Raw genomic sequence first — 13,933 nt, 5'->3', positions numbered from 1 at the left:
TTAGATTCGTAATGGCTGCATTACCAGCCGTTATTTTGTTGATACAGCCCGGAGCTGAAGTTGATCTGATTCAATGGTATTGGAAAATACTCGTCGCGACCCCTGGTAAAACGAGCGTCATTCAAATGCGCTACCCGACGTTTTTCCGTGGTAAAATAAGCATTCATGGTTTGTGCAGCAACGCCCCATCTTACAAGATCGAAGAAATGGTACCCTTCGGTTGCAAACTCAAGCCTGCGCTCAAAGCGCAATGCTTCCCTTGCATAGGCTTGTGTCCAGTTGCTGTTTACCCCTGGTTGATACAATTGAACATTATAGTTCGATACCGGGCTGCCATCAGCCATTTTCAATAGATTCTTACTGTTGTTTGCTCTCGCACGAACCTGATTAATCAGCGGAACAGCTTCAAGGGATCTGTTTAGCTCAATCAAAGCTTCAGCTTTCCAGAGCAACACATCCGCATAACGTATAATCTCCCAGTTTTTAGAACTCCCGATAAATGGCGGAACTTTCTGAAAGGACGGATCCTCAGGCAACACCGCTTCCTTCATGCTTGCAAATGCATCGTAAATTGCAGGTGCTCTTGACCACGAACGCTGATAGATAAAGTTGTTTTTATATTTATATGGCGCCCCTGGTTTCGCTACCGTGTGATCCAGGCGCGGATCAAATGTTGCCGATTTGAAGTCCAGCGTTGCCGCCACATCCGTATTGTTATAGGTTGTAAATTGTGGCAATCCACTCTGGTCAGTCTTGTAGGCATTAATCAAATCATGGCTAGGTACGTTGAAGCCACAGCAACCATACTCCTGATTCATCGGATAATTAAGCGCATGGCCATAATCCAACCTGCCTTTAGGCGTTCCATCATCTTTAGAATACTGGATGGCAAAGATAGACTCTGATCCATTTTGCGTTGAACCCAGGAAGTTGTTGGCATAATCCGTTGCTAAGCTATATTTTCCGGAAGCGATAATCTCATCCGCAAGCGCATTTACTTCCGTTAGTTTAGCCGCATTTATGGACGTAACCTGATGATCTTCCCCTTGTTCATAGGCCTGGTATAACAACACTTTCGCCAGATAGGCTTTCGCTGCAAACTTAGTCACTCTCCCCACTTCTCCCTGACTTTCCGGTAACGCCTCTGCACCCGCTCTGAAGTCGTCCGTAATCTTTGCCCAAAGTTCCGCGTCTGATAATGCTCTATTGGAAATGGTGTTGTATGTTGTCTTGTCCATGGTCTCATCCAGATATGGAACATACTTAAACAGGATCTTCGCCAGAAAGTAAAAATGGCCACGTAGAAATCGAAGTTCCGCCTGACGCTCCGACTTCTTAGGGTAGTCCGCATCAGAGATCTCATTCACGCGTTTCAAAGCATCATTAGCTCTGCCAATACCAACATAAAGCCTGAACCATACCTGATCAAGCAATGGATTATCCACACGGTTCAAAGAGAAGGTTTCAAAAAGATGGAATTCTGAGAGGTCCCCAGGGCCATCACCCCCTTTGTACGTATCCCCACCGCGTACACTTCCATAGGGCCACATACTGGAATATGGAGAGGTATAATGATCGTTTCCTAAAGCGGAGTAGGCGGCAATCACCATCTTATCTATATTTTCGGGCGTCCCGAGATCCTCGGAAGACACGACACCCTGCGCAGGTTCATCCAGTACTTTCTTGCAGGAAACAAGCACCGTGAACATCATCAATAATATATATTTGAAATTTTTCATGTCAACAGATTTATTTATAGCGTAACGTTTATACCAATTGTGCCAACCACAGGCACAGGAAATCCGTAGTTTGGAATCTCTGGATCCGGTCCGGTAAAGGACTTGCTTTTAATAGTGAAGAGATTACTGCCCTGCACAAACATCCGGGCATTTTGAATCTTCATGTTAAATGCCTTTTTGAAGTTGTAACCGATCTGCAGATTTCTCATCTTCAGGTAAGAACCGTTCTCAATGAAGTAGGTTGAGAACCGGCCTTCATTGTTCCTGTCCACTAAGGTAAGTGCGGGAATGGTCGAGCTCGTATTGCTTGGCGACCAGGCATCCAGCGTTCTGGAACCCCAGTTTGTGCCGGTCCAAAGCGAAGAAAAGTCGGTGTACGTCTTAAAGTCATTCACAACATTTACGTTAAGACCTTGTAGAAAGAAGCTTACATCAAAGTTTCTATAATTTAGGGAAACGTTAAGTCCGGCAGCATAACGAGGACTATTGTGACCAATGAAGTCACGATCCTGGTCGTTAATCACGCCATCGCCATTAAGATCTCTGTACCTGATGCGGCCAAGACCTTTACCTGGCTGCTCCGCAGCAGCTTCCACCTCAGCTTCAGATGCAAACAGCCCATCAGCCACATACCCGAAATAAGAATTAACAGGTCTGCCCAAAATGGTCTTGTCCGTTCCATTTCCCGGGTACGATGCCAGAACATCTTTAGGCAAATAGGTAACCTTGTTCCGGTATAAAGAGAAATTTCCTGTCACATTGATCGAGAGCTCATCCCCGAGCTTCGTGTCATAAGATAGGATTGCATCAAAGCCTTTGTTCTGTAACGAGGCCCCATTAATGAATCTGTTGCCACCCTCACCCAATACAGCCAGGTACGCCGGACTGATTAAAATATCCGAAGTCTTTTTGATGAAGTAATCGAACGAGCCAGTAAGCTTATTGTTGAATAAGCCAAAATCAACTCCAAAATTCGACTCCTGTAAAGACTCCCATTTTAGAGCCGCATTGCCTTGTTGAATCATTGTGAAACCAGAAGGTAACTGCCCTGTTCCACCACCATTAATATCGTATGCTGTGCCGCGATCAAAATCCCAAGTTGGATCAACGCCGTAGATTGAAGAATAAAGCGATAGACTGGCATTGTTCGGAATATCCTGATTACCAGATCTACCCCATCCATATCTTAACTTTAAATCAGAAATAAACTCCAGACGCTTAATAAATGCCTCTTCACTAAGTCTCCAGCCCAAAGAAAAAGCAGGGAAAGTTCCATAGCGGTTTTCCGCGCCAAATCTGGATGAGCCATCTCTTCTCAGGGTTACAGATGCAATATATTTATCAGCCAATACATAATTTACCTTACCAAAGTAAGAAAGCAATGCATAAGCAGCACCCGAGCCGCCGTTCAGCGTGTTTGTTGACCCTGCATTCAGATAAGCATAATTGATGCTCTCCAATGCAAGACCTTGTCTGCTTGCAGAAAACTCCTGATTGATGTTTCTGATGTATTCATGACCGGCAAGAAACTCCACACTGTGCTTGCCTTTCTCAACTTTATAGTTTAAAGTGTTCTGCCAGATGATGTTCCCCTGGTAACCCTGACTGTTAAATACCTGGTTGGCAGGGTCAGCAAGAAATCCTGAGGTATAAGACTTTTTAAGGGTCCTTTGATAAGTTCCATTGTAATCAACACCAATGCTGGTACGGAAGGTCAGGTTTGGCAAAACTTCATAGTTTGCATAAGCATTACCAAAAAGTCGGTAGAAGTAGAATTTGTTATCCATGTTGTCTTCAATTAACCGCACTGGATTTTGTCTATCGGTCATACCCGCAGCTGGACCGCCCCAGCCGCCATCTACCGTACGTACCGGTACAATGGGTTGCTGCACAAGCGACGCAAACAAAATATCGCTTGCCGGAATCAATGCATTCTTAATATAACTCACAGAGAAGTTCTCCCCTATCGTTAGCTTGTTGTTCAGCAGTTTATAGTCAGAGTTAAACCGGGCAGTATATTTCTGACTCCGGGAGCCTTTAACAATTCCTTTATTATCATAGTAACCTAATGAGAACAAAGAATTGCCCTTCTCCCCGCCGTTGGACAACGAAAGATCATACGATTGAATAATGGATTGCTGCGAAATTTCATCATACCAGTAAGTATCTGCAGGTCGCATGGTATTAGCGGCATCGATGAAAGGTGGTAGCACCACCTTGTTTAGCACTGGATTACTGAAGTCATTGTTCCAGTCGTATTGGTAAATTTGATTGTTGTTCGGGTTCGCACCGTCATTCACTGCAGCCGTCCAATATGCACGCCCACGCTCGTCTGCATTCAGCGTATTTAACTTTGTTGCATAATTCTGGATGGAGGTACTAACATTCAGATCTACCTTTGAGAATCCGGCTTTTGCCTTTTTTGTAGTGATAATGACCACCCCATTGGCCGCCCTGGAACCATAGATGGTCGCAGATGAAGCGTCTTTTAACACCTGGATAGACTCAATATCGTTTTGATTGAGTTGTTCTAAGCCATTCTTTGTAGGTACGCCATCAATAACATACAAAGGGTCATTGTTGCCCAGTGTACCAATACCACGAATCCGAACTGTCGCACCACCTGTCGGCGATCCATCGGTAGTAATAAGCACCCCAGGTACCCGTCCCTGTAAGGCTTTAACAGGATTCCCGGCCGGAATATCTTTAATGTCCGCAATATCCACTACGTTCACCGCTCCAGTGATGTCTTTTTTGCGTTCCGTTTGATAGCCGGTGACCACCACTTCATCCAGTTTGTTGGATGAGATATCCATCTGTACGCTCACACGAGTGGTGTTGGCGTCGACAGGGAAAGTCACGGGCTCTGCGCCTACGTAGAAAAATTTAAGGGTTTGGCCACTTGCAGCTTCAATTCGGAATTGACCATTCTGGTCGGTCATTGTTGTGGTCTTTGTACCAACAACGTTTACAGTTACACCTTCAAGTGCTACTGCAGCCTTGTCGGTTACCGTACCACTCAGCGGCCGGACTTGCCCGTAGCTCCATCCTACTGCACTAAGCAGCAGGGTGAAGAAAAGGAGGATTCTTTTCATACATTTTTAATTAAGGTTTATTATTTGGTTTTTTTCAGTTTACAAGCCTAGCTGATGCCGAGCTTTTTCTTCCAGATGAAGCGCTCAAAATCCGACTTGGAATAAGGCGGACAAGCACCTGCCTGGGCGGTAATAAAAGCGCCCATTGCAGCGGAGTAGTCCATCATCAATTCCAGCGGTTCATTCCTGAGCTTCATGGCCAGAAAGGCCGCTAAAAAGGAGTCGCCGCTGCCAATGGTATCATTCACATCAATATTGTAAGCTGGATAATCATAGCGTAGGGTATGACTGTAATAAGATGCGCCGTCGCCACCCTTTGTGACGAGCACTTCTTCAAGGTTGAACTTGTTCAGCAGCACCTCCACACATGCCGCTTCCGAACGGCAATTGGGATTATACCAGCCTGCAATTAATGTCAATTCACTTTTATTGAGCTTGGCAAGGTGTGCCGGGCGCAATAACTGCTCTATGGTTTCCTTTGTATAATGAGGAGCACGTAGATTAACATCAAAAATCCGGTAAGGGGATTGTTCAATTAAAGCGCGAAGTGTAGATTTTGAAGCGGTGTTCCGCGCACTTAGGGTGCCGTACACAAATGCCTGTGCGTCTTCTACAACAGATGCTAATGCCGGTTCAAGACGAATAAAGTCCCATGCCACCGGTGCTAGTATTTCGTAAGTTACTTCATGATTCTCCGGGTTCACACTCGCCTGTACCTCACTTGTTTTCTGTTCAGGATGCACCTGAACGTACGAAGTTTCCAGGCCTATTGCTTTCAAAAAATCCAGCAATTCCCGGCCAGCCTCATCCTGTCCTATGCTGCTGACCAATTTACTTTCCAGGCCAAGCCTATGCAGATGGTAAGCAACATTCATCGGGGCACCGCCAGGCCTTCTTCCACCTGGCAGATTGTCCCAAAGAATTTCACCAAAACACACTACTGCTATTTGCGATTGATTTGTTTTCATCACCATTTATGTTTTATTGCTGCGTGCAGCTTAATGCATCACTATGTTTGTTCCGATTTGTTCGAGCGAGCGTCCCTTTGTCTCTGGCATCAGTCGCCATACAAAAATTAACTGGAGCACCATCATGCTTGCGAAAAACAGGAATGTGGTACCACCGCCGAGGTTTTCGGCGAAATATGGAAAGCTAAAGGCGATTAAAGAAGCCATCACCCAGTGGGTAGAACTTCCAAGTGTCTGGCCTTTCGCACGTACCTCATTCGGGAAAATTTCCGATATAAATACCCAGATCACCGCGCCTTGAGAGAAGGCGAAGAAGGCAATGAAGATCATCATGTAGATCGGTATGGCAAAACCACTTAAATCACCACGGTAGAAAGTATAGCTGACCAGTGCAAGAGAAATAATCAAACCGATGGACCCAACAAGCATCAGCACTTTCCTTCCGACCTTGTCAATGACATTTATCGCGAGTAGCGTAAATGAGAAGTTGATCACACCAATGCCAACTGTTGATAATAGAGATGAGTGTGCACCCAAGCCGGCCATTTCAAAAATTCTCGGCGCGTAATAGATAATGGCATTGATTCCGGAGACCTGATTGAAAAAAGCAAAGAGCATCGCTAGAATGACAGGCGTTTTGTATTTCTTTGAAAATAAAACTGCGCGCATGCCTTTTGAATCGGTCGCAAGGGCTTTCGATTCCTTGATCGCTTTTAACTCGTCCTCACAATTAAGGGGATTGATAATGCGAAGTATTTCCAAAGCGGCCGCATCCTTTCCTTTCTTAAGGATCAACCATCTCGGACTTTCAGGAATAAAGTAGATCAACACTAAAAATAGAATGGAGGGAAATGCCTGTACACCAAGCATCCAGCGCCATGATGACTCACCGCCCTGACTAATTAGATAATTCGACAGGTAGGATATCAGAATTCCAAGTACAACATTGAATTGAAACAAGCCCACCAGCCTGCCACGACGGTCTGCTGGTGAAACTTCAGATATGTATATTGGTGCAGTAACAGAAGAAATGCCGACGCCAAGGCCACCCAGAAATCTGAAGATCAGGAAAACCGACCAATCGTTTGCAAGCGCCGTTCCGAGGGATGACAGCAGGTATGCAATAGCGACAAAGTATAAGGTATTCTTGCGGCCAAATTGATCAGAAGGACGAGAGCCAACTAAGGACCCGATTACGGTTCCAATTAAGGCGATGGATATTGTAAAGCCATGCTCAAATACTGAAAGGTTCCAGTATTGTTGGATGGACTTTTCTGCCCCGGAAATTACAGCAGTATCAAACCCAAACAAAAAGCCTCCGAGGGCTACGACCATGGACCAGGCCAGGACGGATTGATTTTTCATAAGTATATATATTGGTTAGCATCTGCAAAGTATGCAGGAGACAGGCTTTCGACCTGCGGATTTGTTTCAAATAGGTTCGAAAAGCATAAAGTTTTCAACCAACTCTATTTCAGGCATTTAAAAACAACGAATTATAAATTTTGAAGCTGACTTACAGTTTTATTACAGGTAATCTTCAATATTATTTCACGGTTATTAGCCTGCAGATTTCCACCTTGCTCGTGCAACTGGTTGCAAACTGAAATTTTCATATCTTTAATTGCGTTTGTAGATAAACACAATCTGTATTTTCAATAAAGGACTTCTAATGAATAACCCAAAAAAGGCTTGGAGACGATTATCATCGATCTCCGTAAAGCTTTTTACCTTCATCTTCATCAGCCTCATTTTTCAGGGATGTGGTTCTAAAACAAAGCACCCAGAATATCTCATTGGCTTTTCACAATGCACAGGTGCAGATATGTGGCGTAAGGCCATGTCTGCAGAGATGAAGATGGAGCTTTCCCTTCATCCTGGCGCTAAACTGATTTATACTGATGCGGAGGGTAACAGTGCTACACAGGTAGAACAGGTGAAATGGATGTTAAAGCAGAACATTGATTTGCTCATCATTTCCCCAAATGAAGCACAGCCACTCACGCCCGTGGTCGAGCTGGCCTACCAAAAAGGCATCCCAGTTATTGTCCTTGATCGAAAGACCTCCTCCAATGCTTATACAGCCTATGTAGGCGCTGATAATTTCCAGATCGGCAAAATGGCGGGTTCCTATGTAGGTACCGCCTTACAGGGGAAGGGAAATATCGTCGAAATCATGGGCCTGCCTGGCTCCTCTCCTGCGATTGAGCGCCAACGAGGATTTTCCGAAGGCCTCAAGCAATTTGAAGGCATAAACATCAAACATCAACTGTATGGGGACTGGCTGAAGCATAATGCGGAACAACAACTAAAAAGCATTAAAAGCGACTTCAATGATCTCGATGCCATATTCGCACACAATGATGTTATGGCTAGTGGTGCCAGGGAAGTCATCAAACAACTTAACCTTTCCCGATCCATAAAGGTATTTGGTATTGATGCGCTACCTGGTCAAGGTGGTGGATTACAACTGGTGTCCGACAAGGTCCTTGACGCAAGCTTACTCTACCCCACGGGAGGCAAAGAAGCAATTTCAACCGCTTTAAAGATTTTAAAAAAGGAGCCTTTCAACAAAGAAAACATCCTTCAATCTATCGTCATTGACGCTAGTAATGTGGAGTTGATGAAGCTACAAGTCGAGAAAGTCCGGAGTCAATACCAGGATATAGAACGCCAGCAAGGCTTGCTCGCAGATCAGGAAGTACTCTTCAGCAACCAACAGGTGGTCCTCAACATCACTGTTATTGCTTTGGTGCTGGCCGTAGTGTTTGGTGGCTTAGCCTTCTACTCCCTTTTAGAAAACAAGAAAATCAATCTGCGGTTAAACATGAAAAATGCGGAAATATTAGATCAGCGAAATCAGTTGATGGAAATGTCCGCTAAAGCCGAACTGGCAACGGAGGCAAAGCTCAATTTTTTCACGAACATATCCCATGAATTCCGTACACCGTTAACCCTCATTCTGTCACCGTTGCAGGACTTGCTCAACAATGAAAAAATCAGAACACTCGCTGGAACAAACCTGAACCACATCCATAAGAATGTTTATCGCTTGCTTAGATTGGTCAACCAGCTGATCACCTATCGGAAGATTGAATATGAAAAGGTGCAAATCCGCGCTACCCCCAACAACATTGTTGAATTCATAAAGGACATTCTCGAAAGCTTCAGGCTCAATGCACAAAAGCTGAATATCAATCTTCAATTCACAGCATCCAGGCAGGACATCCTGGTCTGGTTTGATGTGAACATGCTGGACAAAGTGATCTTCAACCTGCTATCAAACGCATTCAAGTTTACACCAACAAATGGAACCATTCTGGTATCCATAGAAGATCGGGAGGGCAATGTTTCCATTCAGGTACAGGATAATGGAATTGGAATGAGCAAAGCCGAGAGCGAACACATCTTCGAACACTTCTACCAGGTAGACACCAATTCTACAAAAGGCTCCGGACTCGGCTTATCATTATCCAGGGAAATCATGCAAATACATCATGGTACGATAGCGGTAGAAAGCACCAGGCAGCTTGGTACAACTTTCACCCTCACCCTACTAACAGGATCTGACCATTTCAGCGCGGCGGAACAATCCGAACTGTCTTATGATAAAGCGGAGCTGAGCGAGACCGCTCAAATTTATACTTCAGAAATAGACCTCCCGGTACTGCAACTTGTATCAGATCAGGTCCCTAAACTACATGAGCAATCCATTTTGATCGTAGAAGATAATATGGACCTGCTGAACTATCTCCAGGAAAGGTTTAGCAAGCAATATCAAATATTCACCGCCCGAACCGGCACCGATGGGTTGGCAGCAGCTTATGAACATGTGCCTGACTTGATTATTTCAGATGTGGTGATGCCAGGCATGACTGGCAAAGAATTAACCCAAAAGCTAAAGTCGGACATACGAACCAGCCATATTCCAATCATACTACTGACTGCACGAGGCAGCAATGAACAACAAATACAAGGACTGGAGAGTATGGCAGATGCATATATGGTGAAACCATTCGACTCAGATGTGCTCTTAGCCAAGGTTAAAAACATACTGAAAAACCGGGTGTTGCTGAAAGAACACTATACCAGCGACGTAAGCACAGCTACACAGTCTCAAACTTATAATGCGATAGATCGAAAGTTTGTAAATGACCTGGCCGCTATCGTTTCCCAAAACCTTTCCAATGACAGCTTCAACGTGGACGATATTTGTAAGGAAATCGGGATTTCCCGTGTACAACTGTACCGAAAAGTGAAAGCCTTATTGAATTGCACCATCACGGAATATATTCTAAGCAGACGGTTAAAGAAGGCGAAATACTTGTTGATGAATGAAGCCTATTCCATCTCCGAGATTACCTATATGGTAGGGTTTTCCACGCCAAATTACTTCTCTACGGTCTTCAAAGCGAAGTACGATTGTACCCCCAGTGAGTTTAAGAAAAAACACCAGGGGACGAAGTAAATTTAAACCAGCTGATTTAAACCTTCGGTTCCCAGCCTTTATGATACTCCCGCTTCCAGAGCTTCTGTGCCGCTTTATCATTCTTGATGTGCCCATTAGATGGATCCACATGAATGTCGCGGCCCACGCGCCAGGAAATGTTCGCCAGCTGCATGGCCACCGTGCTCTTATGCCCGATCTCTACATCGCAGTTTGGCCTTCTGTTGTTCCGGATGGCATCTAGGAAATCAACCATGTGCAGGGTATCCAGCCCTAAACTCGGACTTGCGGTATTCCGGCCGGCCATGGCATCTCCTTCGCCCTGCTGCTTTTCTTCCCGGATCAGCTTACCATTAAGATCATATATTTGGAAAGCATCATCCCCGGTATCCAGACTACCTTTTTCGCCGAAGAACATGAGTCCACGGTCGCGCCCTTCTACCCGGCGCCCATTACTGCTCCGCCCTTCCCAGGTGATGGACAGCCCTCCAGGGTATTCCAGGTTTACAACCTGCGTATCCGGCGTTTCCCAGTCATCCTGGTAGTGAAAGCGCCCGCCGCTTGAACTTACCCGCACCGGATAGTCCACGCCAAGGCCCCACCGTGCAACATCCACCTCATGGGTACCATTGTTCAGCGCTTCTCCTGTTCCCCAATGCCAGAACCAGTGCCAGTCGTAATGAATAAGTCCTTCCTTGTACGCCATGCGCGGTGCAGGTCCCTGCCACAGATCGTAATCCAACCAGTCGGGCACATTGCCCGGCTTTAGATGCGTTGCCTTACGGGCATTGGTGTACCAGGTTTTCGCCAGGTAAACCTTTCCGATCACCCCTTCATGCAGCAGCTGAATGCCTTTCGTTAATATTGGTGCAGAGCGGCGTTGTGCGCCCATCTGCACCACGCGGTTATATTTTCGCGCAGCAGCGATGGCAAGCTCACCCTCATGCGGATTATGACTCAGCGGCTTTTCCACGTAAACGTGCTTGCCCGCCTGACAGCCCATAATCGTCAACGGCGCATGCCAGTGATCCGGCGTAGCCGTATAAATCGCATCTACATCCTTATCTTCAAGTACCCTGCGCAAGTCGCCCTCCGTTTTCGGTTGCCCTTCATACCCTGCCTTGGCAAGCGTATTTTGTACTTTGGCAAAAGTCCTTTTATCTACATCGCAGAGCGATACAATCCTTGCATCCTTGAGCCTGGCAATGGTGCCGCTGATACTATCACCGCGGCCATTCAGACCTATAACGGAGAGGTTAATTCGCTCATTGGCACCCATAATGTTCCGGTAGCTCTTCGCACTGAAGCCTGTACCTGTGCCACCAAAAACGGAGTTGCCTACCGCCATTGCAGCCGTACCAATACCCAGTGTTTTAAGGAAATGTCTTCTTGAATTTTCGCTCATGGTTGGAAATGATCTTTAAAGCTCCACACCAGAACGCATGAACCACACGGCGCGCAGGGCGGCTTACAATTCATAGCAGTTTATATTTGGTTAGAAGCACATTCAAGTTGGGAAGAAATCAGGGAAATAAGAAGTGATGGCCAAAATATTTCAACTTTGTTACGGGAGATTGCACATTAATAAGGAGGATTATAGCCGGAAAGTCCATTAAGGACATGGTTATGACGCAGCCGCTTGACAACCAGGTTTATATTGGCTATGTTTGAATCAGTTGATACATTTAAATGCACATAGCGCCCCGATAACCAGCTGCAACAAGCTTTGCAATGGCCCTGCTATGCACAGGAAATCTGTTGCTGCACCTGCAGGCCTGCTTGGCGGCAAAAGGTACATCTTCTCATCTTTTAAGGATTTCAACACTTCCGCCCGGGCCTAAATACCGCAGGTCTGGGATTTACATCCATCTTCTACGCAACATGCTTATTGCATAACACATGATAGGTAACGTGCTTTACGCCGGATCAATCCACATGAGCACCAGTTTCCTTCCTGCAAGCAGCGCCAACAAAGGCAGCTGCCCTGTTGTCGCGCGTAAAATGATGATGGCGGAACGTAACCGAATTTAACATCAATCTTAAAAGAAAATCATGAATACTACAGCAATAAATACCGAAGCAACAAACGCAATTATCCTAACTACTGGCATGTTCGACTTACTAAAGGACCAGATCCGACGTAAAAAACTGCCGCATCATAATGAGGTGATGCTGGTTGAACAACTCCGTAACGCCAAGCAGGTGCTCCGCAAGGATCTACCAGATAACGTGGTCGACATCAACCGCAGCGTACAACTTGCAGATGTGGAATCCGGTGAAAAGTTCACCTACAACTTCGTGGCGCCAGATAAGGCGAAGCCGAAACATAAAACCGTGTCCATCCTTTCACCTATCGGATTAGCCCTGATTGGCTATGCAGAAGGAACGGAGCTGTCCTGGGAAATGGATAACGGCATCCGCCAGTACCGCATTGAACAAGTAACGGCAATGTAATAAGCCAAAGATGCTGCGGAGAAAAAGCCCGCAGCATCTTAACTTTGAGGCAGATGTCAGCACTCCTTGATGAAATTCTAAGCTGTAGCTTCTGCTCGGGAATCCTTCCCCACGAACCGCGCCCAGTGATCCAGTTCGAAACAACCTCTAAAATTCTGATTATCGGGCAGGCACCCGGGAGGCGTGTCCATGAAACAGGTATTCCATGGAATGATGCCAGCGGCAATAAACTGCGCGACTGGCTTGGCGTTTCTAACGACAGCTTTTACAATCCGGAACATTTTTCCATCATTCCGATGGGCTTCTGCTATCCCGGCAAAGGAAAATCAGGCGATCTGCCGCCTCTGCCCGCATGCGCAAAGTTATGGCACAGCCGACTGATGGATGCCTTTGAAAGCAAGCAATTAATCTTGCTGATTGGTCAGTATGCACAACGGCATTATCTAAATACCCGATACAAGGGGAACCTTACCGATACGGTAAAAAGCTATGCGGAATATCTTCCAGGGTACTTCACTTTACCGCATCCTTCTCCAAGAAACCAAAACTGGCTAAAGGTCAATCCATGGTTCGGCGAGGCGGTGCTACCAGCCTTGAAAGTTCAGGTGGCAGAACGTCTACAGCAATAACCAACTTTTTACGGAACAGCCTTGGGGCAAACGCACACGAGACGCACAGCACACGCACACCGAACGCACACGAAGCGCACACGGCATGTGCGTTTGCTGTGCGTTTTGTCTTTGGTTTAGCTGTGTTTCAACTGGGCTTGAGCAATCGTGAACGCCCTGGACTGCGCTTTAAATTAGCATGGCCTTTACAGCAGATTTATATTTTCAGCAAGCATTCTCCTATGAAATGCAGACCTTTGCGCCAAAGAGTAAGATATGAACTGGATTATATTGGTTATTGCGGGTTTATTCGAGGTTGCTTTTGCTTCCTGCTTAGGGAAAGTGAAAGAAACAAATGGAACAGAAATGTACTGGTGGTTCGCAGGTTTCCTGGTATCGCTAACCATAAGCATGGTGCTCTTAATCAAAGCCACGGAAACCCTTCCGATTGGTACCGCTTACGCCGTATGGACCGGCATTGGTGCTGTTGGTACAGCCATCATTGGTATCCTCGTTTTTAAAGATCCAGCCAGCTTCTGGCGCATCTTCTTTATCACTACCCTCATCGCTTCTGTGGTAGGTCTAAAATTTGTTTCGCACTAAGTCGCAAAAACAAAGTTCA

The 13,933-nt window shown here is 45.8% G+C and carries 9 protein-coding genes; 4 read left to right on the top strand and 5 right to left on the bottom strand.

Annotated elements, in window-relative coordinates:
* Window positions 1-20 precede the first annotated feature (20 nt).
* From IEW69_RS06910 to IEW69_RS06895, 4 genes are read right to left on the bottom strand one after another with little or no spacing between them, the layout of a single operon-like run.
* Window positions 21-1,739, bottom strand: a complete 1,719-nt coding sequence (locus IEW69_RS06910) for a RagB/SusD family nutrient uptake outer membrane protein (protein ID WP_188626114.1) — start codon at window positions 1,737-1,739, stop codon at window positions 21-23.
* A 14-nt stretch (window positions 1,740-1,753) separates the two neighbouring features.
* Complete coding sequence (locus tag IEW69_RS06905; RefSeq protein ID WP_188626113.1) at window positions 1,754-4,834, bottom strand: SusC/RagA family TonB-linked outer membrane protein; 3,081 nt, start codon at window positions 4,832-4,834, stop codon at window positions 1,754-1,756.
* Between the two features lie 47 nt (window positions 4,835-4,881).
* Window positions 4,882-5,802: a carbohydrate kinase family protein gene (locus IEW69_RS06900; RefSeq protein ID WP_188626112.1), complete on the bottom strand. Its 921-nt coding sequence runs from the start codon at window positions 5,800-5,802 to the stop codon at window positions 4,882-4,884.
* Window positions 5,803-5,832: 30 nt separating this feature from the next.
* A complete protein-coding gene (locus IEW69_RS06895) occupies window positions 5,833-7,167 on the bottom strand; it encodes a sugar porter family MFS transporter (protein ID WP_188626111.1) in 1,335 nt (444 codons plus the stop codon).
* A 307-nt stretch (window positions 7,168-7,474) separates the two neighbouring features.
* Here IEW69_RS06895 and IEW69_RS06890 point away from each other — a divergent pair, with 307 nt between their 5' ends.
* Window positions 7,475-10,270 (top strand): substrate-binding domain-containing protein, encoded by a 2,796-nt coding sequence (locus tag IEW69_RS06890; RefSeq protein ID WP_188626110.1) that lies wholly within the window; start codon window positions 7,475-7,477, stop codon window positions 10,268-10,270.
* 16 nt (window positions 10,271-10,286) lie between these two features.
* On the opposite strand, the gene IEW69_RS06885 is transcribed toward IEW69_RS06890, so the two are convergent.
* Window positions 10,287-11,654, bottom strand: coding sequence for a Gfo/Idh/MocA family oxidoreductase (locus tag IEW69_RS06885; protein WP_188626109.1), 1,368 nt, complete (start codon window positions 11,652-11,654; stop codon window positions 10,287-10,289).
* Window positions 11,655-12,301: 647 nt separating this feature from the next.
* Between IEW69_RS06885 and IEW69_RS06880 the strand changes: the two genes are divergently transcribed.
* The 3 genes from IEW69_RS06880 (at window position 12,302) to IEW69_RS06870 (ending at window position 13,914) form a co-directional block, all read left to right on the top strand.
* A complete protein-coding gene (locus IEW69_RS06880) occupies window positions 12,302-12,703 on the top strand; it encodes a GreA/GreB family elongation factor (RefSeq protein ID WP_188626108.1) in 402 nt (133 codons plus the stop codon).
* A gap of 53 nt (window positions 12,704-12,756) precedes the next feature.
* Window positions 12,757-13,332, top strand: a complete 576-nt coding sequence (locus IEW69_RS06875; RefSeq protein WP_188626107.1) for a uracil-DNA glycosylase family protein — start codon at window positions 12,757-12,759, stop codon at window positions 13,330-13,332.
* Window positions 13,333-13,587: 255 nt separating this feature from the next.
* Window positions 13,588-13,914: a DMT family transporter gene (locus tag IEW69_RS06870; RefSeq protein WP_188626106.1), complete on the top strand. Its 327-nt coding sequence runs from the start codon at window positions 13,588-13,590 to the stop codon at window positions 13,912-13,914.
* The last annotated feature ends 19 nt before the right edge of the window (window positions 13,915-13,933 follow it).

It is taken from the genome of Pedobacter quisquiliarum (assembly GCF_014642175.1).
GTDB classification, from domain to species: domain Bacteria; phylum Bacteroidota; class Bacteroidia; order Sphingobacteriales; family Sphingobacteriaceae; genus Pedobacter; species Pedobacter quisquiliarum.
This window is presented reverse-complemented; position numbering and strand designations above follow the sequence as displayed.